A 23,575-nucleotide genomic window follows, 5' to 3' on the forward strand; every position below is an offset into this window, starting at 1 on the left:
CAGTGCCGTTGTTGACACGGTAGATACGACTTCTTAGCGTGGTCAATCCTCGCATCTCAGGCATCTGTCGGCGCCCCTTTCCATTGAAGAGGGCTCACGTTTCAGAACGGTTTCTGGCTATGTCCGAAAGCACCGTCCTCGTCCTCGGATCCGACCCGCCGCCGAAGCTGGACCGGCTCGCCGGCCGGGCCCGGGTGATCTTCACCGACGAGGAGTCGCTCGCCGGCCAACTCCCCTCCGCCGACGTGTTGTTGGCCTGGGATTTCACCTCCGAAGCGATCCGCAGAGCCTGGCCGGAGAAGAGCCCCAAACCGGGGTGGGTGCACACCGCCAGCGCGGGAGTGGATCAGCTGCTGTGCCCGGCGCTGATCGCCGACGACACCGTGGTGACCAATGCCCGCGGCGTCTTCGAGCAACCGATCGCCGAGTACGTCGCCGGGCTGGTGATCGCGATGGCGAAGGACTTCTACGGAAGTTGGGAGCTCCAGCGGCAGCGGCGCTGGCGGCACCGCGAGACGCTGCGGCTGGCCGGGAGCCGGGCCGTCGTGGTGGGCTCCGGGCCGATCGGCCGGGCCATCGGCAGCACCCTGCTGGCGCTGGGCATCAAGGTCGATCTGGTCGGCCGCCGGGAGCGCCGGGACGATCCGCGCTTCGGCCGGGTGCACCCGAGCGAGGCGCTGGACGGGCTGCTGCCCCATGCGGACTGGGTGATCTGTGCGGCGCCGCTGACCGACGCCACCCGCGGGCTGTTCGACAAGGCGGCCTTCGAGCGGATGCCACAGCGGGCCCGGTTCATCAACGTCGGGCGCGGGCCGTTGGTCGTCGAGGCCGATCTGGTCGCGGCGCTGCGCGCCTGGCGGATCGCGGCGGCGGCGCTGGACGTCTTCGAGCAGGAGCCGCTCACCACGGACAGCCCGCTGTGGGACGTCCCGCATCTGATCGTCTCGCCCCACATGAGCGGCGACACCCTGGGCTGGCGGGACGCCCTCGCCGAGCAGTTCCAGGACAACTTCGACCGGTGGTCGGCGGGCGAGCCGCTGGACAACGTCGTCGACAAACGGCTCGGGTACGTACCGGTGCATTGACGGCGCCCGGCTGCCGGGCCCGGCCAGGGCCTGTCCGACCCTGCCCCTCGGACAGGCCCTGGGCCGTCCCGCTCCCCCACCGCCCCGCCGGGGCGGACGACGCTCGGAGGACGCATGACCACCGAACCGACCGACCTCGCCGACTTCACCGCAACCCGGCTCACGGCCGGGTACGCGGCCGGCGAATTCTCCCCCGTCGAGGCGGCCCGGGCGGTGCTGGCGCGCGCCGAGGCCGCCCAGGCCGCGACGAACTGCTTCACCCTGATCGACGCGGACGAGGCGCTGGCGGGAGCCGGGGCATCGCAGGAGCGCTGGCGGGCCGGGACCCCGGCCGGTCCGCTGGACGGGGTACCGGTCACCGTCAAGGATCTGATCCTCACCCGGGGCGCCCCGACGCTGCGCGGTTCGCGCACGGTGCGGGCCGAGGGCCCCTGGGACGAGGACGCCCCGTCGGTCGCCCGGCTGCGGGAGTCCGGTGCGGTGTTCGTCGGCAAGACCACCACCCCCGAGTTCGGCTGGAAAGGCGTCACCGACAGTCCGCGGCACGGGGTGACGGGCAATCCCTACGACCCCGAGCGCACCGCGGGCGGCTCCAGCGGCGGCAGCGCGGCGGCGGTGGCCTCGGGCGCGGGGCCGCTGAGCCTGGGCACGGACGGCGGCGGCTCGGTGCGCATCCCGGCGTCGTTCTGCGGAATCTTCGCGCTCAAGGCGACCTACGGGCGGGTGCCGCTGTATCCGGCGAGCCCGTTCGGGACGCTGGCGCACGTCGGGCCGATGACCCGGGACGCGGCGGACGCGGCGCTGGCGATGGACGTGATCTGCGGGGCGGACTGGCGGGACTGGTCCCAGCTCGGTCCGGCGGCCGGCTCGTTCCGTGCGGAGCTGGCCGGCCCGGTCTCCGGACTGCGGGTGGCCTACAGCCCGTCGCTCGGCTGGGACGTGCCGGTCGCCCCGGAGGTCGCCGCGGCGGTCCGCCGGGCCGTCGACACCCTCGCCGGGCTCGGCGCCTGCGTCGAGGAGATCGACCCGGGCATCGCGGACCCCGTGGAGGCCTTCCACACCCTGTGGTTCAGCGGCGCGGCCCGGGTGGTGCAGCATCTGGACGACGCGGACCGGGCGCTGCTCGACCCGGGGCTGCGGGAGATCTGTGAGCAGGGCGCCCGCTACAGCGCGCTGGACTATCTGGCCGCGGTCGATACGCGGATGGCGCTCGGCCAGGCCATGGGCCGCTTCCACAGCGCCTACGACCTGCTGGTGACCCCGACGGAACCGATCACCGCCTTCGAGGCGGGCGCCGAGGTGCCGCCCGGGTCGGGCCACACGCGCTGGACGGGCTGGACACCGTTCACCTACCCCTTCAACCTCACCCAGCAGCCGGCCGCGACGCTGCCGTGCGGCGTGGACGGCGACGGGCTGCCGATCGGCGTCCAGTTGGTCGGGGCGCGGCATGCGGACGCGCTGGTGCTGCGCGCCGCGCATGCCCTCTACGAGGCGGGGACCGCACGGATCCCCGCGCCTCCTATGCCCGCCGGAAGGTGAGGGTCTCCCCCAGCGCCCCGGCCCGCCACAGGTCCTGGCAGGCGTCGGCCATCCGGTCCAGGCCGTCGACGACGCTGCCCCACACGATGCCCGGCACCCAGCCCGCGTCACCGTTGATCAGCAGATTGTTCCGCTCGTAGAACAGCGCGAGATCGACGACGGTGGCGCGGCCCTGGTGCGCGGCCTGGCTCTCGTAACCGTAGGACTTCGTCCCCAGTTGTGTGTCCGTGAAGGTGAAGTAACACAGATCGCCGGGGATCGGAGTGATCGTCGGATTCTCCAGCGGCGGCTCCTCGGGAGCGAACGGCGCGAGCAGGGCGTAGATCTCGTTGCGGGCGTATTTGGCGTGGTAGACGTCGCCGCCGAGCGGGAGTGCGTCCCACACGGCATTGCAGGTGATCGGCGCGCGGTCGTCGAGCAACTTGGCCGTGCAGCTCACGCCGCGCTTGTCCAGGGAGACTTCGATGAAGCGATCGGTCATGCCCCCGATCGTAGGTGGGCAATACCGGCGTACGGAACAACTCCGCGGCGCTTGCATCAAGGGCCGGAAACGATCGGCATATATGCCGGGTGTTCGGGTAGTCGCGCGCCCATGGCTCCACCACAGGAGAACAGAATGATCAATAGAAAATTGACCGGCGGAATCCGACGCCGATCGCTGCTCGCGGGGGTGGCGGCGCTCGGCGCGGCGGGCGCGATGGGAGCGGGCACGGGCTGCTCACGGGTCGACGTCTCCGGGGCGACCGGCGGCGGACACCAGCTGGAGGATCTGCGGAAAAAGGGCACCGTCCGCATGGGAATCGCCAGCGAGCCGCCCTATGCCTCCATCAACGACAAAGGCGAACTGACCGGCGAGGCCCCCGCGGTCGCCAAGACCATCTTCCGGCGGCTGGGCATCAAGAACTTCGAGCCGGTACCCGTCGAATTCGGCGCCCTGGTGCCCGGTCTGCATTCGTTCCAGTACGACGTGATCGTCGCGGGCATGTTCATCAACAAAGCGCGCTGTGCGGCCGTCCTCTTCTCCGACCCGGATTACGAGAGCAAGGACGCCTTCCTCGTCCTGAAGGGCAACCCGAAAAAAATCCACTCCTATGCGGACATCGCCAAGGGGAATTACCGGATGGGTTCCGGTATCGGCTATGCGGAGATCGACTACGCGGTCGGCAACGGCGTCAAGAAGAGCTCGATCCAGACCTACGGCGACCAGATCGCCGGCATGGAGGCCCTGGAGGCCGGCCGGATCGACGTCTTCGCCGGCACCGCGCTGACCATGATCGAGGCATTGAAGACCGGCGCCCACCCCAAGGTGGAGATGACCGCGCCGTTCACGCCGGAGGTCGACGGCAAGCCGCAGCGCGACGGCGGCGGCTACGGCTTCCGCATCGGCGAGACCAAGCTGCGCGACGCCTTCAACCGCGAGCTCCAGAAGATGAAGAAGAGCGGCGAACTCCTGCGCATCGCCCGGCCGTACGGCTTCACCAAGGAGTTCCAGACCGACCTCACGGCGAAGGAGCTCTGTAAGAAATGACCGGCGCTTTGTGGGGACTCTTCTTCGAGGGGCTGTGGATCACCATCCAGTTGATGGTCTACAGCGCCGCCCTGGCCGCGGTCGTCGCCTTCAGCGTCGGCCTCGCCCGCACCTCACGGTTCTGGATCGTCCGCTTCCTGTCCGGTGTCTATGTGGAATTCTTCCGCGGCACCTCGGCACTGGTGCTGATGTTCTGGCTGTTCTTCGCGCTGCCGCTGCTGGGCTGGCAGTTGGTCGGCATCTGGGCCGGCACCCTGGCACTGGGCCTGTCGTACGGCGCGTACGGCTCCGAGATCGTCCGCGGCGCCGTCCAGGCGGTGGCCCCCGCCCAGCGTGAGGCGGCCATCGCGCTGAGCTTCACGCCCTGGCAGCGGCTGCAGAAGGTGATCCTGCCGCAGGCCGTGCCCGAGATGATGCCGCCGTTCAACAACCTGCTGATCGAGCTGCTCAAGGGCACCGCGCTGGCCTCGCTGCTGTCCATCGGCGAACTCACCTTCCAGGCCAAGCTGGCCCGGCTGTCGACCGGTCAGAGCGCCCAGATCTACGGCATCATCCTCGTCCTCTACTTCGCGGTCGCGTTCGTGCTGACCCGGATCATGCGGGTCCTGGAGCGCCGCGCCAAGGCCTCGATCGGCCGGGCGGTGCCCAAGGGCGAGGGCTGGTTCTCCCGCAAGCTGCCCGTCGAAAAGCAGGGTCCCGAGGCGCTGGCCACCGGAGGAAAGCCGTGAACAACTGGTCGTGGAGCTATGTCGGCGAGATCATGCCCGACATCCTCAAGGGTCTGTGGATCACCGTCCAGGCGACGATCTACGGCTCGCTGGTGTCGTTCGCGCTCGGCCTGGTCTGGGCGCTGGCGCTGCGCGCGCCGAGCCGTTGGGTGACCTGGCCGGTGAGCGTCTTCGTCGAGTTCATCCGCAACACCCCGCTGCTGGTGCAGCTGTTCTTCCTGTTCTTCGTCCTGCCGGGCTGGGGACTGACCTTCGCGCCGCTGACCACCGGCGTCATCGGCCTGGGCCTGCACTACTCGACGTACACCTCGGAGGTCTACCGCGCCGGTATCGAGGGGGTCCCGCCCGGCCAGTGGGAGGCCGCGACGGCGCTGAGCCTGCCGGCCCGGCGCACCTGGATCGCGGTGATCCTGCCGCAGGCGTTCCGCCGGGTGGTGCCCGCGCTGGGCAACTACGTCATCGCGATGTTCAAGGACACGCCGCTGCTGGCCGGCATCACCGTCGCCGACATGCTCTTCCAGGCGAACAGCATCAGCGCCACCACCTTCGACTACCTGGAGCCGATCACCGTCGTCGGCATCCTCTTCGTGGTCATCTCCTACCCCACCTCCCTCCTCCTGCGAGCCCTGGAGCGTCGCCTTGTCCGCTGACAGCAATCACCCGAAGGACCACACCGGAGAAACGGCGAACCCCGCGGAGTCCGGGGGAGACGCCGAGCTGATCCGCTTCGACAAGGTCACCAAGCGGTTCGGCACCCACACCGTCCTGGACTCGCTGGACTTCACCGTCTCGTCGGGCAAGCACGTCACCCTCATCGGCCCCTCCGGATCCGGCAAGACCACGATCCTGCGGCTGCTGATGACGCTGCTGAAGCCGGACGAGGGCACGATCAGGGTCGGCGGCCAGTACCTGACGCACGAGGAGAAGGGCGGCAAGCTCGTACCGGCCGGGGAGAAGCACACCCGCGAGGTCCGCAAGAAGATCGGCATGGTCTTCCAGCAGTTCAACCTCTTCCCGAACATGAAGGTGCTGCGGAACATCACCGAGGCGCCGGTGCACGTCCTCGGGATGGACAAGGACGCCGCCGAGGAGCGGGCCCGCGAGCTCCTCGACCTGGTGGGCCTGACCGAGCATCTCGACAAGTACCCCACCCAGCTCTCCGGCGGCCAGCAGCAGCGGGTCGCCATCGCCCGGGCGCTGGCGATGCGCCCGCAGGTGCTGCTGCTGGACGAGGTGACGTCGGCGCTCGACCCGGAGCTGGTGGCCGGGGTGCTGGACGTGCTGCGGGACATCGCCCACACCACGGACATCACGATGCTGTGCGTGACCCACGAGATGAACTTCGCCCGGGACATCTCCGACGACGTCCTGATGTTCGACGCCGGACGGGTCATCGAGTCCGGCTCCCCGGAGAAGATCTTCACCGAGCCGGAGCACGAGCGCACCCGGGAGTTCCTGAGCGCCGTGCTGTGAGCCGTGCGGTGAACGGCACGCCGTAGGTGACGGGTTCGGGTGGTGTGTCCCTGCCGGGGCACACCACCCGCCGCCGTTCCCGCCCCACCGGGGCGGCCGGAAAACCTTGCGGACCGGCGGCCGAAGGGGCACCCTTGCCCGCCAACTCACCGGACCGGCCACGGCGATGGCCAGTTCCGCACCCTCGGCCGGCCCTTTTCCGCCCCGGTGCGACGTGGCCGGATACCCCTCGGGGGCCCGGTGACTCCCGGACACCCGGCCTTGTGACCTTGGCATATGCCAACGTCGCGCGCCCCGCTCCGGAAAACCGGGACGCGCTTCTTTTCGGTCAAGACCCCCTCCGCCGACGGTCGTTGGCCGCTATCGTGAGGGCAGCCCCCGTTGTCCGGGAGCGGCCGGGCCCTGTCCGCCGGCCGTGACCACCGGCGGAGGTCACGACGCAAGCGGTACCAACCTGCTAGGGGGACACCGTGGCGCTGAAGCCCGAGCCGACCGCGCCGTTCCATTCGGTGCAGTACGCCCTGCGCGTACTCGAAGCGATCTCCCGGCACGCCGGCGGCGTGACCGACGCGCAGATCGCCCGCGACACCGGCCTGTCCCCCGGCCACCTCGCCCCCATGCTGTCGATGCTCCGGCGCGAGGGCTATGTCGAGCAGCTTTCCGACGGCGCGAATGTCATCGGCGACGCACTGCTGCTCCTGGGCTCGGGCAACAAACGCACCCAGGCCCTGCGCAACAAGCTTCAGGTCACCCTCGACCAGCTGCGCGACTCGGTCGGCGCGGCGGTGTACATCAGCCGGTACATCGACGGCGAGGTGAAGATCCTCCACTACGCCGACGGGCCGCTGGCTCCCAAGGTCAACGAGTGGGCCGAATTCCACCGCACCGCGCACGCCAGCGCGGTCGGCAAGTGCCTGCTCGCCCAGCTCGACCACGACGGCCGCAAGGACCACCTCTCCCGCCACAAGACCGCCCGGCTCACCTCCCGGACGATCACCAACGAGAAGGTCCTGTTCCACAAGCTCGACAGCCAGCCGCCCACGGTCCCCGTGCTCGACCTCCAGGAGTACGCCGTCGGCACGGTCTGTGCGGCCGTACCGATCACCGCCGGTGCGACGGTCGGTTGCCTGGCTCTGTCCATGCCGCTGGAGCACGCCCACCGGCTGCGCCAGGCCGCCGACGCGCTCAACCGCAAGGCCGCTCCGGTCCTGCTGTCGCTGGCGATCTGAGCCGGGTCGCGGCCGGACGGTCGCCGGCGGGACCGGCCCTCGGCCCTCCCTCCCGTGGTCCGGAGCACCCCTCTCGACCAGGTAGTATTTCTTTCGTCAGCGCGCGCCGCTAGCTCAGTTGGTTAGAGCAGCTGACTCTTAATCAGCGGGTCCGGGGTTCGAGTCCCTGGCGGCGCACGTATCGAGTGGGCGTTTCCGGTTCTCCGGGGACGCCCACTCTGCTGTGTGGGGCGGGGCGGACGGAGCGCCCGTCGGCGGCCACCGGCTCAGCGGTCCAGAAGGTGCGCCCGGTCGTGCTCGCGGTAGAGCGCCAGGAGGGCGGCCCGGTCCCCGGCGGTGAACGGGCGATAGGTGCTGCCGGCGGGGAGGGCCCGGGCGGTCGGGCCCGTCGGGGTGAGCGGTGACCACCAGACCGGGTCCGGGCACCGGAATCCCTCCCGCCGCAGGGTGACGCGGTGCACCTTGTTCGTGGCGGTCACCGGCAGCGCGGCCATCGTCCGGACGAAGCGGGGCGCCATCTTCGTGCCGAGATCGGCCTGGGCGGCGAGAAAGGCCGTGAAATCGTCCGGGTCGAACGCGGCGCCGTCCGGCACCGCGAGGGCCGCCATGACCTGGTCGCCGGCGACGGGATCGGGCACCGCGTAGACGGCGGCGCCGGCGGCCGGGGCGTAACGGGCGAGGATGTTCTCGATCACCGCGGCGGCCAGGTTCTCGCTGTCCACCCGCAGCCGGTCGTCCGTCCGCCCGGCGAAGTGGAAGAAGCCCGCGGCGTCGCGGAAGAAGAGGTCGCCGGTCCAGTACCAGCCGGCGCCGGTCCGGCCGTCGCCCCGGCCGCGGGTGCGGGCGGCGGTCGCCTCGGGGTTGCGCCAGTAGCCCTCGAACGAGCTGCGGCCGCGGTTGACCAGCTCGCCTATCGCCTCCGCGCCGTTCAGCAGCCGGCCGGCCGGATCGAGCCGGGCGCGCGGCAGCTCGGCTCCGGTCTCCGGGTCGACGACGGCGAGATCGTCGCCGGGCGCGGGCCGGCCGACGGCGCCGGGCGGGGTGTCCGGGGTGCGCTGGAGCGCGGCGCCGCCCTCGGAGGAGCCGTACCCCTCCGTCAGGCGGACGCCGAACCGTGCGGCGAAGCGGGCGGCGTCGACGGCGCCCGCCTCGGTGCCGAACCCGCGGCGCAGCGGATGGTCCCGGTCGTCGGGAGCGGGCGGGGTGGCGAGCAGATACTGCACGGCCCGGCCGACATAGGTGAAGTAGGTGGCCCCGTAGCGGCGGACGTCGGGGAGGAAGGCGGAGGCCGAGAAGCGGCGGCGCAGCGCCACGGCCGCGCCGCGGGCGAGCGCCGGGGCCCAGCCGGCGATCACCGCGTTGCCGTGGAACATCGGCATGCAGAGGTAGTGGACATCGTCCCGGCGCAGCCCGAGATGGCCGGCCAGCGACTGCCCGGCGGCGGCCAGCCGACCCTGGGAGCAGACGGCGGCCTTGGGGGCGCCGGTGGAGCCGGAGGTGAAGGTGAGCAGCATCCGGGTGGCGGGGGCCGGGGTGCCGCCCGGGCCGGAGGTGATCTCGTCGGGCGTCGTGCCCTCGTACGGCGCGAGCAGCTGCCGGTAGGCCGGGTCGTCCACGACGAGGATCCGCTCGGGCCGGAGCGGAAGGTCCAGGCCGGCCAGCAGCGGCAGCCGGGCGCGCTCGGTGATCAGCAGCGCGCAGTCGGTGTGGGCGAGGTCGCGGGCGAGCTCCGGGCCGCGGCGGGTGGGGTTGAGCCCGGCGACGGCGGCCCCGGCGAGCGCCGCCGCACTCAGCCACAGCGGATACTCCGGGACGTTGTCGAGCAGCACCCCCAGGTGCGGCGGCACACCGCGCGGCAGCAGCTCCCGCAGCAACGCCGCCCGCGCCGCGGCGCCACCGGCCAGCTGGTGATGGCTGAGCCGCAGCTCCCCGTACTTCGCCCCCACCCGGTGATCGCCCCACTGCGCCCGGACGAGTTCCGCGAGGGTGGCGGCGCCGGAACTGCCGCTGGGGCCGGGTCCGTTGGCTGCCATGGCGCCAGAGGTTAGCTGACGCCACGTCAGATTTGCAGGGTGCGTACGCCCCTGCGGCCGCCGCCGGGGACCGCGACGGCCGGGCGCGGCGGGACGGGGGCCGGGGCGGGGGTCAGGCGGCCACCGTGAGCGGGGCCGAGCCGGGGCGGGCGGCCGCCTGCACCAGGGCCGCATACGTACGGCGGAGGGCGATCAGCGACTCCTGGGCCTCGCGGTAGACGGCGGCGTCCGGGCCACCGCGGTGGGCGAGGGTCCGTACGGGTGCGCAGTGGCGGTCCATCGCGCTGAGCCAGGCGCGCTGCTGCGCCGGGAGATGTCGTCGCAGGAGCTGGCGCCGGCCCTCGCCCAGCCGGCGACCGCCGATGCCCAGCACCGCGTCGGCCGCCTGGAGGACCGGCGGTTCCAGCGCGCCCTGTTCGGCGAGGGCACCGAGCACCGCGCGCTGCTGCGGTGTGGCCGGGGCCGCCGCCAGCTCCGCCGCCTCGGCGAGGAGCTGGGCGCGCAGTGCGTGCTGGACGCGTACCAGCCGGCGCAGCGCCGTCGGGGTGGAGGAGTCGTCGGGCGAGCGGCCCGCGAGGGTCTCGGCGAGCCGGAAGAGCCAGATTCCGTGGGCCTCCAGCCGGGTCGCCGCCAGCATCAGCCGGTCCAGACGGCTGAGCGGCTGACCCTCGGGCGCCCAGCGGACGATCGGCACCAGGGTTTCGGTGCGGGCCAGTTGGTCGATGGGGATATGGCGGCGCGGTTTGCGTTCGGGGGCCCAGTTGTGGAGCGCGAGGGTGGGCAGCGCGACGAACTGGTCGTGGTCGATACGGTGCGCGATCGCCGCCCACAGGTCGAGAAAGGCCTCATCGGCGACCTCGCGGGCGGCCGGCGCCTGCGGATCGAGTCCGCACCAGCCGCAGGACACCGCGATCACCGCGATCCGCATGGCGGCGGCTTCCGCGTTCCGCAGCGAGAGGCGGGAGACGCGCTGCCGCAGGGCGGCCAACTCACCGGCCCGGCGGGCCCGTTCCACGAGCGCGACGGCCGCCTCCCGGTCGGGTGCGGTCGCGGCCGCCCGTGCCATGGCGTCCAGCCGGGTCCAGGTGCCGATCATGGAACGGACCGGGGGCCGCTCGGGCAGGAAGCCGTGCGTGCGGGGGTCGTGCGAAGCGGCCGCGACAGGTTCGCCGGCGGTCGCATCGGGACCGCCGCCCTCCGCCCGGCCCGGTGGCGCGGCCTGCCGCGCGGCGGGTATGGGGGAGGCGGCGGTCTCGACCGCTCCCGCCTCCGGAGTAGCAGCCCCGTTCACAGTCACCCCCATGGGCTCGGCCCCGGTCGGGGGCCCGGTCGTGGTCGTGATCGTCATCTCCCCCATCAGCACTTCCCCGCGAGCAGCCGGGCCAGGTGGGTGTCCAGGTCGAGGTAGCGGCCCTCGTGGCCGGGCGGCACGATCGCCGCGGTCTGCTCCAGCCAGGGGGTCAGCTCACTCGCCCGTACCGACAGCTCGCAGATGCTGTCGTCGGTGGACAGCTCGATGTGTACCCGCCGCGGTTCGCCCGGCCGGCGGAACGGCCACACCCGTACGTCCCCCTCCCCCGCCTCGCCGCACAGCCCGGCCAGCAGCAGCTCGCGCGCGAACAGCCAGGTGGCGACCGTCCGGCCGCGGCTGATGAAGGCGACCTCGACCTCGTACGGGCGGTCACTGCGATAGCTGAACCGGCCGGCCACCGGAACCGCTTCGTCCGGCCCGAGGAGGAGCTGCATCTCAAGGGTGCGCTTGGCTGTCGACACCACGACGATCAACCTTTCCGACGGAGGGGCGAGTCCCGGGGACCCGTGTCCGGGGCGCGCGTCCTGGCAGACGTTGCTGTGGAGGGTGGGGTTGCAGGAGGTGGAAAAGGAGTGACGGACGCCATGGCCGGCGCCGCTACGGGCGTGTGCGGTTCTTTCGTCCTGTCGGTCGCCTCAGCCTCTCAACCATCGGTCGATATCGCATGTTGACGGGGCAACTGATGATCTACCGGCCCATCCGCCCCTTACTCTCGATCCTCACAGAGCAATGCGGGCGCACGAGCGGTCGAAGGTCCCAAGATCGCGGGACTTTCGACCGCGGCGCGGTGATCGCCGGCGGGGTAGGGGAGGCGACACGGACGCCACAACGGGAGTGGCGTGGATCACAGCTCCTGGGTGCGTCAGCAGCGCGGACGGGGGTACGGAGCACCCTCCGAGTTCGTGTAAAGTTCTTCAGGTCAGCGCGCGCCGCTAGCTCAGTTGGTTAGAGCAGCTGACTCTTAATCAGCGGGTCCGGGGTTCGAGTCCCTGGCGGCGCACGTCACACTGAGGCCCCTCGCCATGCGGGGGGCCTCAGTCATGGGCCGGGTCGGCCGGATGGAGGAGTGGCCCCGCCGGCCGAGGCCCCCTATTGGACGGGCCGGATGGCACCGGCCGGATGGCGCACGGCGCAGGCGAGGACCTTGAGGCTGTGGCGCGGGGCGCTGCGGGAGCCGGGGAGCCCAGGGAGGTCGGGGACGCCAAGGTGGTGGAGGCCGTGGGTGGTGAATCCCGTGGATGAAATTTTTGCGGTCACAAACGGTAATTGCCTGATCGCGTAGGGATTCCGAATTCGGGGCGGATTCCTATTCCGCCGGCTGCCACTTCGGGCGCCCCTCGACTTTCGAGGTGTCCCGGATCCGTCATTGCGGGTATCGCTCCTCGCGACCACGGGGTGACGGGGAGTGAGGGCGATGTCGGCGCCACGTGACGGTCGCCGCCTGAAATCCCGGCGGCACTGTCCACGGATTGGACGCTCCAACACCTCCCCCTCCCCCTCCTCCGGCACCTTCTCCGCCACCGCGCCGTCGACCGGCCGAGAACTGGGGGATTCCCGGAACATGCCCCACACCTTCGGCCAAATCGCCGTACGCGGAGGTAACTTCGACGAAGTCGCCAAACGGGCCGGACCCGGCACGGGCCGGCCCTCCGCCCGCTTTGTCGGTGAATTCCGCCAGCTGCCGCCCTCTGCCGCACGCAGGGCGCTCCAAGTCCCTTGAGTAGGAGGTTCCTTCGCATCGGAGCGGTATCCGCACCACCCCGCCGCGACGCCCCGGAATCCTGCGGCGCGGCCCTGTTCTTCAGTGGCCGACGACCGACCGGCGGTGGACTTCGCCGGTGCGGGACACGCCCCTTTGCTCGCCGACACGTGCACGACCCACGAGCAGGGCAGGGCTCGGCCACTGCCCTGATATCCGTCGACAGCGGGAAAATCAGCAGCAGTTCCGGATCAAATGATGTGCGCTGCATCACACCAAACCCCGAATTACGCATTCTGTGAGCACATTTGGAGTGACTCTTGCCACCATGACGGCGGTTAGGTAACCCTGGCTTGGTCCCTCGGCAGAGAATAGGCCGGGTTCTGCCACGGGGAAGGGCGGGGGTACGCCAGGTGGCGTGATGTGAACACGGGGAACTCTCCGCTTGGCAAGATCGCGGAGTGTTTACACACGCAACCGGAGATGGCCGCCACCATCCGACGGTGCAGGTCGCCGACATTTCAGAGCGCCCGGGTCGGCCGCGGGGAACCGCGGGCCCGGGCCATCAGCAGAAGGGCACGCAGCTGGAGTTGCGTGCGGGGGGATGGATTCATGACATCGCCGCCTGAGGGCGCCGGGACGCAGCAGTCGTACGACCCCTCCGCCACGACACGCCTGCGCATGCCACGCCATCGCCGGCAGCGGCAGATCGCGCGCAAGCCGCTGCCGCGCTATGACTACGAGCACTACAGCAGGCTGGCCGGCCCGCTCACCCGGCCCGACCCGGACCAGCCCTACACGGTCCGCTACCGCTCGCTGCTCGCCGGCGAACCGCACCGGATCCGGGCGGCCGTGCTGCTCGGCGCCGCGCCGCTGCTCTCGTTCGGGCTGCTGATCTGGCTGATGCTGCCGGAGCACTGGACCGAACGCGACTACCCCGCCTACGACTTCCTTCCGACGCTGGACGTCGTCATGCTGGTCTCGATCGGGCTGATCGAGTTCTTCCGGTGCATGAACGTGCTGTCCAACGCGCACGCCACCCTCGTCGCCCGCGACCCCATACCCGTCATACCGGAGAGCGGCACCCGCGTCGCCTTCCTCACGTCCTTCGTGCCCGGCAAGGAACCGCTGGCCATGGTGGAGAAGACGCTGGAGGCGGCGGTCAAGCTGCGCCACCGCGGGCTGCTGCACATCTGGCTGCTGGACGAGGGCGACGACCCCGAGGTCAAGGAGGTCTGCCGACGGCTGGGCGTCCACCACTTCACCCGTAAGGGCGTCCCGGAGTGGAACCAGCCCAAGGGACCGCACCGCGCGAAGACCAAGCACGGCAACTACAACGCCTGGCTGCAGGCGCACGGCGACGACTACGACTACTTCGCCTCCGTCGACACCGACCACGTCCCGCTGCCCAACTACCTGGAGCGGATGCTGGGCTTCTTCCGCGACCCGGACGTGGGGTTCGTCATCGGTCCCCAGGTGTACGGCAATTACGACACCTTCGTCACCAAGGCCGCCGAGTCCCAGCAGTTCCTCTTCCATGCGCTGATCCAGCGGGCCGGCAACCGCTACGGCGCCCCGATGTTCGTCGGCACGTCCAATGCCGTCCGCATCAGCGCGCTCAAGCAGATCGGCGGGCTGTACGACTCGATCACCGAGGACATGGCGACCGGTTTCGAGATGCACCGGCACCGGAACCCGGCGACCGGGAAGAAGTGGCGTTCGGTCTACACGCCGGATGTGCTCGCGGTCGGCGAGGGGCCGACGGCCTGGACGGACTTCTTCACCCAGCAGCTGCGCTGGTCGCGCGGGACGTACGAGACGATCCTCAAGCAGTTCTGGAAGGCGCCGTTCACCCTGCCGGCGGGCCGGCTCTTCAACTACTCGATGATGGTCATCTTCTACCCGATGTCCGCCCTGAACTGGATTCTGGCGGCCCTCAGCTGTGCGCTGTTCCTGGGGCTGGGCGCATCGGGCGTGGAGATCGACCCGGCGGTGTGGATGATGCTGTACGGCAATGCCTCGGCGTTGCAGATCGGGCTGTACATCTGGAACCGACGGCACAACGTCTCGCCGCACGAACCGGAGGGCTCCGGCGGCATCGCGGGCATGGTGATGTCCGCACTGTCGGCGCCGATCTACGCGCGTTCGCTGTTCGATGCCGTGCTGCGCCGCAAGAGCAAGTTCGTGGTGACGCCGAAGGGCGACTCGTCCAGTCCGGACACCCTCTTCGGCACCTTCCGGGTGCATCTGTTCTTCCTGCTCGTCTTCGGCGGCTCGCTGGCGGCCTCGTTCGTCCTGGGCCACAGCCATCCGGCGATGGTCACCTGGGCCGTGCTCGCCATGCTGATCACCGCCGCACCGATCGTCGCCTGGCGGATGAGCGTGCGCGAGGAGAAGCGCAAGGAGGGGGCGGCGGACGCGGCGGGAGCCGCCTCGGGAGCCGCTTCGGGAGCCGCCTCGGATGAGGCTGCGGCCACCGGCCGGACCCGCGAGGTGTCCGATGCGGCGAGCACCGGCCGGGCCGGCGACCGCGACCGCGACCGGACCACCGACCCGGCCCCCGCCGAACAGACCATGCAGATCGCCCTTGGGGGACGTCACACATGAAGTACCGTCCGAGCCGTCGCACCCGCCGAGTGACGATAGCGACGGCAGTGGTGCTTGCGCTGGCCGCGATGAACGGGCCGGCCCTCTACGGCTTCGCCTCGGCGCAGTACCACCAGTACGAGATCAACAAGCCCGAGTACAAGGCGGCGAACGGCCACTGGGACGTCGTCGACGTCCCGCAGAAGTACCGCATCAACACCATCCACGCGGCCCTGCTGCACACGGGGAAGGTGCTGCTGGTCGCGGGCTCCGGCAACAACGCGGCGAACTTCAAGGCGAAGTCGTTCCGTACGGTCCTGTGGGACCCGGAGAAGAACACCTTCAAGAACATCCCCACGCCCAAGGACCTCTTCTGTGCCGGGCACACCCAGCTCCCGGACGGCAAGCTCCTGGTGGCCGGCGGCACCCAGCGCTACGAGAAGCTGAACGGCGATGTGAAGAAGGCCGGCGGCCTCATGATCGTCTACAACGAGAACCCGGACGGCCCCAAGACGTTCCCGGCCGGCACGCTCTTCACGGGCAAACAGAACGGCAAGACCTTCGCCTCCAAGGACCCGGTCGTGGTGCCCCGGGCGAAGAAGAAGACCGACCCGAAGACCGGCAAGGTCACGGTCGTGCACAGCGAGGCCCGGGTCTATGTCGAGGCCCTCAAGGACGGCCGCGGCTACTCCACCGGCTCCCAGGACAACTACCGCATCCACGGCCTGACCGGCGCGGACGCCCGCAACTTCTACGGCATCGCGCAGAAGCTGTCCTTCGACAAGAAGGACTTCCAGGGGATCAAGGACTCCTTCGAGTTCGACCCGGTGGCCGAGCGCTACATCCCCGTCAGCCCGATGAACGAGGCCCGCTGGTACCCCACGCTGACGTCCCTGGAGGACGGCAAGGTGCTCTCGGTCTCCGGCCTCGACGAGATCGGGCAGGTCGTCCCCGGCAAGCAGGAGATCTACGACCCGAAGACGAAGAGGTGGCGCTATCTGCCCAAGCGGCGCTTCTTCCCGACCTACCCGGCGCTCTTCCTCACCGACAAGGGCCGGATCTTCTACACCGGCTCCAACGCCGGCTACGGCCCGGACAACATCGGCCGCAAGCCCGGCATCTGGGACCTCAAGTCCAACAAGTTCCAGGTGGTACCCGGGATGAGCGACCCGAACATCCTGGAGACGTCGATGTCGGTGCTGCTGCCGCCGGCCCAGCAGCAGCGGTACATGGTGCTGGGCGGGGGCGGCGTCGGCGAGGACCCGAGGTCCACCGACAAGACCCGGATCGTGGACCTGCACTCCCCCTCACCTCGCTTCAAGGACGGACCGCCGCTGTACGCGAAGGCCCGCTACCCGAGCAGCGTGATCATGCCGGACGACACGGTGCTGACCACCAACGGCTCCGGGGACTACCGCGGGCGCAGCGACTCCAACGTCCTCAAGGCGGAGCTGTACGACCCGGCGGCCAACTCGGCCCGGCAGGTGGCCGACCCGCTGGTGGGCCGCAACTACCACTCGGGCGCGCTGCTGCTGCCCGACGGACGGGTGATGACCTTCGGCTCCGACTCGCTCTACGGCGACAAGGACAACACCAAGCCGGGCGTCTTCCAGCAGCAGATCGACCTCTACACCCCGCCGTACCTCTACCGGAACTCCCGTCCCGAGCTGACGGACCGCGGACCCACGACGGTCCCGCTCGGCGGCAGCGCCACCTTCGGCGCCCCGCACGCCTCCGCCGTCAAGAAGATGCGGTTGATGCGCCCCGGGTCGTTCACCCATGTCACCAACGTCGAACAGCGCTCGATCGCGGTGGACTTCACGGCGACCAAGGACGGGAACGGCGTGCGGGTCACCCTGCCCAAGGACCCGTCCCTGGTACCGCCCGGGTGGTACATGCTGACCGCGGTCGACGGCGCGGGAACGCCGTCGAAGGCGGTGTGGGTGAAGGTGCCGGCGGCGCAGGGATAGGCAGGCCTGATGGTGTCCCGTCCCGGGCCGGCGACGGGACACCACACCCGGCCCCGGCCCAGGCCCGCCGGCTACTTCGCGCCGCGCGCCAGGCCCAAGGCGTACGCGGGCCACCAGGCGCCTGCCTTCGGGCCGCCCTTGCAGGTGCCGTCCGACTCGCCCGGGCGCTTGATCCACAGGTAATCGGCCACCAAAGGATCGGCGGTCTTGGTCGTCGGCGGCGTACCCAGGGCACGCCCCGGCGGGTTGCACCAGTTCTCCGGGTCGTCGCCGCCGGGCGCCGGACCGTTGCCGTTGCGGCTGGTGTCGATGACGAAGCGCTTGCCGCCGACCATGGCGGACAGCCGCTTGCCGTACTTCGTGTTCTCCGCGGTGGTCTGGTAGTTGGAGATGTTCAGCGCAAAGCCGTCGGCGCGGTCGATACCGGCCCGCTTGAGGGGATCGACCATCCGGCCCGGGTCCTTGATCCAGTGCGGGTTGCCGGCGTCCAGATAGACCTTGGTGTGCGGCAGCGCCTTGAGCTTGCCGACCGCCTCCGTCAGCAGCGCGTACCGCTCCTCCTGGAACTTCTGCGGGGTGCACTTGTCCGCGAGGTGCGGCAGCGCGTCGGGCTCCAGGATGACGGTGGTGGCACGGTCGCCGATGCCCTTGAGCACACCGTCCAGCCACGCCCGGTAGGCATTGCCGTCGGCGGCGCCGCCCTGGGAATAGCTGCCGCAGTCGCGGTGCGGGATGTTGTAGAGGACCAGCAGCGCCTCACGGCCGGCCTTGGCGGCCGCCTCGGTGAAGCCCCTGGCCTCCCCCTGCGGGTCGTCGACCCCTATCCATTCGGCCACCGGCTGCGCCGCGATCTTGTTGACCAGGCGGGCGTCCGCGGCCCTGCCGTCCTTGCGGTACGCGGACATCTGACGGGCCGCCTTGGTGTCCGGATTGACCCAGAACGGCGTGACGGACTTGGGGCGTTGGCCCGGCTCGGCCGGCAGACCGTCCTCCTTGCCACCGTCGGACGAGGAACAGCCGGCGAGCAGCAGCAGAGCCACCGCTCCCGCCGCTGCCGCACCGGGCTGCGCGATACGCCGCCACCTGGCACCGGACCGGCCCGTCGGCAGCCCGGCCCCGGCCGTCCGCCGCAGATTGCCGTCCATCCACTTCCCCTCGGAGCACGGAACAGACCGGCTGGAGATCACCGGCCGCCCCCATCGTGGCACACGGCCCCCCGCCCGGGGCGCCCTGTGGACGGGCCATGCACCGTCCTCGCTAAGGCACTTGACGAAGCGAGTTCGTCATGGTTGCCGACCCGCCCCCGCATTCCCTGCCTGGAACGACGTCAGATACGCCGAGACCACGACCACCTTCGCGGGACCACCCGCGCGCCGTGCCAAGGCACCGCCGTGGCGCCCGTCGTCGACGATCAGCCGCAGTTCGGAGCGGCCCGGGTCGTGCGGGGCGTAGACCCTGTGCGGAACGAAGCGGTCGCGGTCGTAGAGCCGGACGTCCTCGACGGTGAAGCGCGCGGTGCTGCCGTCGGCCCTCCGGACGTCCACCCGCTGGCCCGGCTTGAGCCCGGTCAGACGCCGGAAGACGATCCGCCCGGCACCGGAGCCGCGGTCGGCACCGGCCCGGCCCACGAGCAGCGCCGCACCCGTCTCGCCCGGTTGCGGCCCTCCGGCGTACCAGCCGACGGCATCCGGAGAGGCGGGCGGGGGCGGGGCGAGGAGGCCGTGCGCGTCGAGATCGCGTGCGGCGATGCCGGCCGCCCGTACACCGAGCGCCTCGATGGTGAGCCCTACCGGGTCCGCGGCCGCGGCGGCCGGCACCGGGGCATGCGCATGCGCGGGCCCCTGACGCCCCAACGGGCGGCCGACCGCGGCCACATCACCCGTCGTGGCCAGCTGCGCGGCCACCCCGTCCGCCAGATCACGCCCCCACAACCACAGCCCCAGCAACAACGCCGCCCAGGCCACACCCGCGACGAGCCGGCCCGGACGGTGGAAGTAGGCATTCCATGGAGTGGTCGCAGTGGCATTGGTAGTGGCAGTGGCAGTGGTAGCCGTACGTGCCGCTGCGGGCTTTCCGGGCCGGGCACCGGACGTGGTTCCCGGCGGGGCCGCGACGCCGACTCCCGTACCGGTTCCGAGGCCCGCGACGGGCAGCTTCAGCGGCTGCAGCGTGGCCGTCCGCCCGTCCTCGTCAGTGCTCATCGACGTCGCCCCGTCGCGTTCGACGCAACCGCAGCCGGAGGCGGAGCAGCTGTCCGGCGATGACGAGGACGGCGCCGCCGGCCAGTACCAGGCCGACGGCCGAGGTGCTGCTCAGCTCGCGGCGCGGCCCGGCGTCGGCGGCCGGCCGGGAGTCGGCGGGGGAAGCCGGGGCGGCGGTGACCTGTCGGGCGGCCGCGCTGCCCGGGGCGGACAAGACGTACGGGGCGTGCATGGCGTACGCGGCGTACGGGGCCGCCATGACAAGGGGCCGGCCGGGAGCGGCGCCGGTGCCGCGTGCGCCCACGCCGTAGGCGGGCGCCGTCGTCACCGCGCACGCCGCGACCGCGGCACAGAGAGCGAGTTGCCGTGAGCGCATGGTGAACCTCCGATACCTCCGAAGGTCCGCCCGAGCGAGCCCGCCCGCATCCGGTGCGGTCCGTAGCTGCGCCGTTCGGGTGGGGCCGGGGCCCCGGGCCGGCGCCGGCAGCACCGGCAGCACCGGCAGCCACCGCTACCGCGGCAGCGATCAGACCAGGTCGATGAGGTCCGCGATCGAGTCCACCACGCGGGAGGGGCGGAACGGATGCCGCTCGATCTCCTCGGGGCGGGTCAGCCCCGTCAGGACCAGGAAGGTTTCCATGCCCGCCTCCAGCCCGGCCAGCACATCGGTGTCCATCCGGTCGCCGATCATCGCGGAGGTCTCGGAGTGGGCGCCGATGACGTTGAGGGCGTGCCGCATCATCAGCGGGTTGGGCTTGCCCACGAAGTACGGCTCGACGCCCGTGGCCTTGGTGATCAGGGCGGCCACCGAGCCGGTGGCGGGCAGCGGGCCCTGCGGCGAGGGGCCGGTCTCGTCGGGGTTGGTCGCGATGAACCGGGCGCCCTCGTTGATCAGCCGGATCGCCTTGGTCAGCGCCTCGAAGCTGTACGTGCGCGTTTCTCCGAGCACGACATAAGAAGGGGAATGGTCGGTCAGCACGTATCCGATGTCGTGCAGGGCGGTGGTCAGACCCGCCTCGCCGATGACGTACGCGGTGCCGCCGGGCCGCTGCTCGTCCAGGAACTGCGCGGTGGCCAGCGCGGACGTCCAGATGCACTCCCACGGCACGTCCAGCCCGATGCGGCTCAGCCGGGCGTGGAGATCACGCGGGGTGTAGATGGAGTTGTTGGTCAGTACGAGAAAGGGCCGGCCCGATTCGCGCAGCCGCTTGATGAAGGCGTCCGCCCCGGGGACCGGAATGCCCTCGTGCATCAGGACGCCATCCATATCGGTGAGCCATGACTCGATCGGCTTGCGCTCTGCCACTGCCGGACTCCTGCCGTGCGTGAGGACCAGGGGCGCCGACCGCCTCCCGCACGCGCCGTGGACCGAGACTGCTCCCCGGACGTACGTACGGCCGACGCCCCCACCCTAAGTCAGCCTGCGTTGACCCCGACCCGGCGAAGACGGCTGATCTTCGGCAGCGGCCGGAGTGCCAGGATCCTGGCCGTAAGCGCCGGGCCCGCCCGCGAGGGCCGGCCCCCGCGCGCCGAACAGCGGCGCCAGCACCAACTCGGCCGCGCCGTCCGCGACCGCCCGCGCACCGCCCCGGGCGAGGGCCACCGGCACCGCTCCCCCGGCCCCGGTGCCGCCTCGGGAGCGGGCCAGGTCGGTCAGTGCCTCGGTCACGCCGTCGAGGAACGGCTCGGGGTGGTCCAGTACGGTGCGGCCGCCGAGCAGCACCCGGTCGATGTCGAGGAGTTCGACCAGGTTGGCGGCGCCCACGCCCAGTGCGCGGGCCGCGGCCCGCAGGTCGCCGCGGGCCACCGCCGCCAGGCACAGCGCCTCGATGCAGCCGCGCCGGCCGCAGCCGCAGCGCGGCCCGTCCCACTGCACCGTCTGGTGGCCGAATTCGCCGGCGCCGGTGCGGGGGCCGCGGTAGAGGCTGCCGCCCAGGACGAGTCCGGCGCCGAGGCCGGTGCCCAGGTGGAGGTAGCCGAAGGAGCCGGCGGCCCGCGGCAGATCCTGGGCCAGGCCGAGCGCCGCCGCGTTGGTGTCCTTGTCGAGGACGACGGGCAGGCCGAGGCGGGCCGCGAGCGCGTCGCGCAGGGGGAAGCCGTCCCAGTGGGGGGCGCCGGTGACCCGGTGCAGCACGCCGGTGGTGTGGTCGAGCGGGCCGGGGCAGGCCGCCCCGACGCCCAGGACCGGGGGCCCGTCGGCCCGCGCGCGCAGCGCCGTGACCTCCCGGGCGGCGGTGGCGAGCACCTGCTCGGCGCCCGCCTCGAAGGCCAGCGGGGCGCGGCGTACGGCGACCGCCTCGCCCGCCAGATCGGAGAGGACGGCGGTGAGTTCGTCGCGGTCCAGGTGCAGTCCGACGGCGTACCGGGCGCCAGGGACCAGCCGCAGGACGGTGGCGGGCTTGCCGCCCGTGGAGGCGCGGCGGCCCGCCTCGGCGGCCAGGCCCTCGGCCCGCAGCCGGGCGGTGATCTTGCTGACGGCCTGCGGGGTCAGGCCGGTGTGCGCGGCGAGTTCCAGCCGGCTGACACCCTCCTCGCCGGCCGCACGCAACAGCCCCAGCACCAGGGCGGTGTTGTGGCCGCGCAGTGCGGGGAGATTGGCGCCCGGACTGCCGGAGAAACCGGCGAAGGAGAGATCGTTGCTGCTCACCCGTCCATTGTCCGCATCGCTTGCGCTTTGGCAACAGCGTTGCTTAAGTGGTCCCCATGAGCGCGAAGAGCGAGATGGATGACATGGGAAAGATGGGAGAGACGGGCGAGACGAGTGCGCAGGGCGGGGGCGGCGCGGCCCACGACCGTCCGCTCCGTGTCGGGCTCCTCGGCTACGGTCTGGCGGGCTCGGTCTTCCATGCGCCACTGATCGCGGCGACCGAGGGCCTGCGGCTCGACCTCGTCTCGACCACCAGCCCCGAGCGACAGGCGCAGGCCCGCGCCGAGCATCCGCAGGTGCGGGCCCTCGCCACGGCCGAGGAGGTACTCGGCCGCGCCGCGGAGCTGGACCTGATCGTGGTGGCGACGCCCAACAAGACCCATGTACCGCTCGCCGCCGCCGCGTTGGAGGCCGGTCTGCCGGTGGTCGTCGACAAGCCGCTGGCCGCCACCGCCGCCGAGGCCGAGAAGCTCGCCGCGCTCGCCGAGGACCGCGGACTGCTGCTGTCCGTCTTCCAGAACCGCCGCTGGGACAACGACTTCCGCACCGTCCGCAAGCTCATCGAGGACGGCGCGCTCGGCGACGTCCAGCGCTTCGAGTCCCGCTTCGAGCGCTGGCGGCCGCGGCCCAAGGGCGGCTGGCGGGAGTCCGGCGACCCCACGGAGATCGGCGGACTGCTCTACGACCTCGGCAGCCACCTCGCCGACCAGGCGCTGACCCTCTTCGGCCCGGTCGTCTCGGTGTACGCCGAGTCCGATGTCCGCCGCCCGGGCGCGGAGGCCGACGACGACACCTTCCTCGCCCTCACCCACGCCAACGGGGTGCGCTCCCATCTGTGGGTGAGCGCCACCGCCGCCCTGTTGGGCCCGCGCTTCCGGGTGTTGGGAAACCGCGCCGGCTACACCAAGCACGGCCTGGATCCGCAGGAGGCCGCGCTGCGCGAGGGCCGGCGCCCGGGCGACGAGGGCGTGGAGTGGGGCGTGGAGCCGAGGTCCGGCTGGGGCCGGCTCGGCGCCGGGGCGTCCCCGCGCGCGGGCGGCGGCGAGCCGGTGCCGACGCTGCCGGGCGACTACCCCGCGTACTACGCCGCGATCGAGCGGGCCCTGCGGGACGGCGGCCCGCCGCCGGTGACAGCCCGGGAGGCCGCGGCCACCTTGCGCGTGCTGGAAGCCGCGAGGCGGTCGGCGGCGGAGTCCCGAACGGTGTGGCTTAGCGCCTGACCATGTCGGCCTTGCGGCGCGCCGCACGTTGTCGGCCGTCCCGCCGCGGGAGTTTCTCGCCGTGCGCTTTGCGGCGCGTCCCACGTTGTCGCCCGTCCCGCCGTAGGCGTTTCTCGCCGTTGCGCTTTGCGGCGCCCCCGACGTTGTCGGCTTTCCCGCCGTGGTGGTGTCCCGCCGTGGGGGCTCGCCTGCGGCGGGCGTGGGTTTGTCGGGTGCGGTGCCGCTCCTCCGGACTTCGTCCTGCGGCGCGGCCCCTCCCGTGAGTGGGTGGGAAGAGGCCGGTGGGGGCGGGCGTGATCTGACTACTGCGTGCACATAGGGGCTT

General features: G+C 71.4%; 19 protein-coding genes and 2 tRNA genes. 12 read left to right on the forward strand and 9 right to left on the reverse strand.

Annotation, left to right across the window (positions count from 1 at the left end; genetic code table 11):
• Positions 1-119 precede the first annotated feature (119 nt).
• Positions 120-1,085 carry a D-2-hydroxyacid dehydrogenase gene (locus tag EST92_RS04530; RefSeq protein ID WP_129279634.1) on the forward strand — a complete coding sequence of 322 codons (966 nt, stop codon included), beginning with the start codon at positions 120-122 and terminating at the stop codon, positions 1,083-1,085.
• Positions 1,086-1,199: 114 nt separating this feature from the next.
• On the forward strand, positions 1,200-2,624 hold the full coding sequence (locus tag EST92_RS04535) for an amidase (protein WP_129279635.1): 1,425 nt from the start codon (positions 1,200-1,202) through the stop codon (positions 2,622-2,624).
• On the opposite strand, the gene EST92_RS04540 is transcribed toward EST92_RS04535, so the two are convergent.
• Entirely contained in the window at positions 2,605-3,105 is a 501-nt protein-coding gene (locus EST92_RS04540; protein WP_129279636.1) for a DUF3830 family protein, read from the reverse strand. The genes EST92_RS04535 and EST92_RS04540 overlap by 20 nt on opposite strands.
• 135 nt (positions 3,106-3,240) lie before the next feature.
• Between EST92_RS04540 and ehuB the strand changes: the two genes are divergently transcribed.
• The 6 genes from ehuB to EST92_RS04570 all read left to right on the forward strand — a co-directional run bounded on the left by ehuB (position 3,241) and on the right by EST92_RS04570 (position 7,759).
• Positions 3,241-4,152 (forward strand): ectoine/hydroxyectoine ABC transporter substrate-binding protein EhuB, encoded by a 912-nt coding sequence (gene ehuB / locus EST92_RS04545; protein WP_254068501.1) that lies wholly within the window; start codon positions 3,241-3,243, stop codon positions 4,150-4,152.
• Positions 4,149-4,880, forward strand: coding sequence for an ectoine/hydroxyectoine ABC transporter permease subunit EhuC (gene ehuC, locus EST92_RS04550; RefSeq protein ID WP_129244746.1), 732 nt, complete (start codon positions 4,149-4,151; stop codon positions 4,878-4,880). The genes ehuB and ehuC overlap by 4 nt, the downstream gene beginning before the upstream one ends.
• A 32-nt stretch (positions 4,881-4,912) precedes the next feature.
• Positions 4,913-5,530 (forward strand): ectoine/hydroxyectoine ABC transporter permease subunit EhuD, encoded by a 618-nt coding sequence (ehuD, locus tag EST92_RS04555; RefSeq protein WP_239012438.1) that lies wholly within the window; start codon positions 4,913-4,915, stop codon positions 5,528-5,530.
• Between the two features lie 67 nt (positions 5,531-5,597).
• Positions 5,598-6,353 carry an ectoine/hydroxyectoine ABC transporter ATP-binding protein EhuA gene (ehuA, locus tag EST92_RS04560; protein WP_254068509.1) on the forward strand — a complete coding sequence of 252 codons (756 nt, stop codon included), beginning with the start codon at positions 5,598-5,600 and terminating at the stop codon, positions 6,351-6,353.
• 470 nt (positions 6,354-6,823) lie between these two features.
• Positions 6,824-7,582, forward strand: a complete 759-nt coding sequence (locus EST92_RS04565; protein WP_129279639.1) for an IclR family transcriptional regulator C-terminal domain-containing protein — start codon at positions 6,824-6,826, stop codon at positions 7,580-7,582.
• A 103-nt stretch (positions 7,583-7,685) separates the two neighbouring features.
• Positions 7,686-7,759: transfer RNA gene (locus tag EST92_RS04570), tRNA-Lys, on the forward strand.
• 89 nt (positions 7,760-7,848) lie between these two features.
• On the opposite strand, the gene EST92_RS04575 is transcribed toward EST92_RS04570, so the two are convergent.
• From EST92_RS04575 to EST92_RS04585, 3 genes are all read right to left on the reverse strand, one after another.
• Positions 7,849-9,615: an AMP-binding protein gene (locus tag EST92_RS04575; protein WP_129279640.1), complete on the reverse strand. Its 1,767-nt coding sequence runs from the start codon at positions 9,613-9,615 to the stop codon at positions 7,849-7,851.
• A 112-nt stretch (positions 9,616-9,727) separates the two neighbouring features.
• A complete protein-coding gene (locus EST92_RS04580) occupies positions 9,728-10,963 on the reverse strand; it encodes a hypothetical protein (RefSeq protein WP_254068503.1) in 1,236 nt (411 codons plus the stop codon).
• A gap of 8 nt (positions 10,964-10,971) precedes the next feature.
• Positions 10,972-11,391 (reverse strand): SsgA family sporulation/cell division regulator, encoded by a 420-nt coding sequence (locus EST92_RS04585; RefSeq protein WP_254068505.1) that lies wholly within the window; start codon positions 11,389-11,391, stop codon positions 10,972-10,974.
• Positions 11,392-11,853: 462 nt separating this feature from the next.
• On the opposite strand from EST92_RS04585, the gene EST92_RS04590 reads away from it, so the two are divergent.
• The 3 genes from EST92_RS04590 (at position 11,854) to EST92_RS04600 (ending at position 17,182) form a co-directional block, all read left to right on the forward strand.
• A tRNA-Lys gene (locus EST92_RS04590) sits at positions 11,854-11,927 on the forward strand.
• A 1,311-nt stretch (positions 11,928-13,238) separates the two neighbouring features.
• Positions 13,239-15,233 carry a cellulose synthase catalytic subunit gene (locus EST92_RS04595; RefSeq protein ID WP_129279642.1) on the forward strand — a complete coding sequence of 665 codons (1,995 nt, stop codon included), beginning with the start codon at positions 13,239-13,241 and terminating at the stop codon, positions 15,231-15,233.
• Positions 15,230-17,182 (forward strand): kelch motif-containing protein, encoded by a 1,953-nt coding sequence (locus tag EST92_RS04600; RefSeq protein WP_129279643.1) that lies wholly within the window; start codon positions 15,230-15,232, stop codon positions 17,180-17,182. Before EST92_RS04595 ends, EST92_RS04600 begins: the two co-directional genes overlap by 4 nt.
• Positions 17,183-17,253: 71 nt before the next feature.
• Here EST92_RS04600 and EST92_RS04605 read toward each other — a convergent pair whose 3' ends face one another.
• From EST92_RS04605 to EST92_RS04625, 5 genes are all read right to left on the reverse strand, one after another.
• On the reverse strand, positions 17,254-18,327 hold the full coding sequence (locus EST92_RS04605) for a glycoside hydrolase family 6 protein (protein WP_129279644.1): 1,074 nt from the start codon (positions 18,325-18,327) through the stop codon (positions 17,254-17,256).
• A gap of 138 nt (positions 18,328-18,465) precedes the next feature.
• Positions 18,466-19,383 carry a sortase gene (locus EST92_RS04610; protein ID WP_254068506.1) on the reverse strand — a complete coding sequence of 306 codons (918 nt, stop codon included), beginning with the start codon at positions 19,381-19,383 and terminating at the stop codon, positions 18,466-18,468.
• Positions 19,373-19,759: a hypothetical protein gene (locus EST92_RS04615; protein WP_129279645.1), complete on the reverse strand. Its 387-nt coding sequence runs from the start codon at positions 19,757-19,759 to the stop codon at positions 19,373-19,375. The genes EST92_RS04610 and EST92_RS04615 overlap by 11 nt, the downstream gene beginning before the upstream one ends.
• A gap of 150 nt (positions 19,760-19,909) precedes the next feature.
• A complete protein-coding gene (locus EST92_RS04620; protein ID WP_129279646.1) occupies positions 19,910-20,689 on the reverse strand; it encodes an HAD-IIA family hydrolase in 780 nt (259 codons plus the stop codon).
• 105 nt (positions 20,690-20,794) lie between these two features.
• Positions 20,795-22,030, reverse strand: a complete 1,236-nt coding sequence (locus EST92_RS04625) for an ROK family transcriptional regulator (RefSeq protein ID WP_129279647.1) — start codon at positions 22,028-22,030, stop codon at positions 20,795-20,797.
• A 92-nt stretch (positions 22,031-22,122) separates the two neighbouring features.
• On the opposite strand from EST92_RS04625, the gene EST92_RS04630 reads away from it, so the two are divergent.
• Positions 22,123-23,250: a Gfo/Idh/MocA family oxidoreductase gene (locus EST92_RS04630; RefSeq protein WP_129279654.1), complete on the forward strand. Its 1,128-nt coding sequence runs from the start codon at positions 22,123-22,125 to the stop codon at positions 23,248-23,250.
• The last annotated feature ends 325 nt before the right edge of the window (positions 23,251-23,575 follow it).

It is taken from the genome of Streptomyces sp. TM32, from assembly GCF_004122755.1.
Classification (GTDB): Bacteria; Actinomycetota; Actinomycetes; order Streptomycetales; family Streptomycetaceae; genus Streptomyces; species Streptomyces sioyaensis.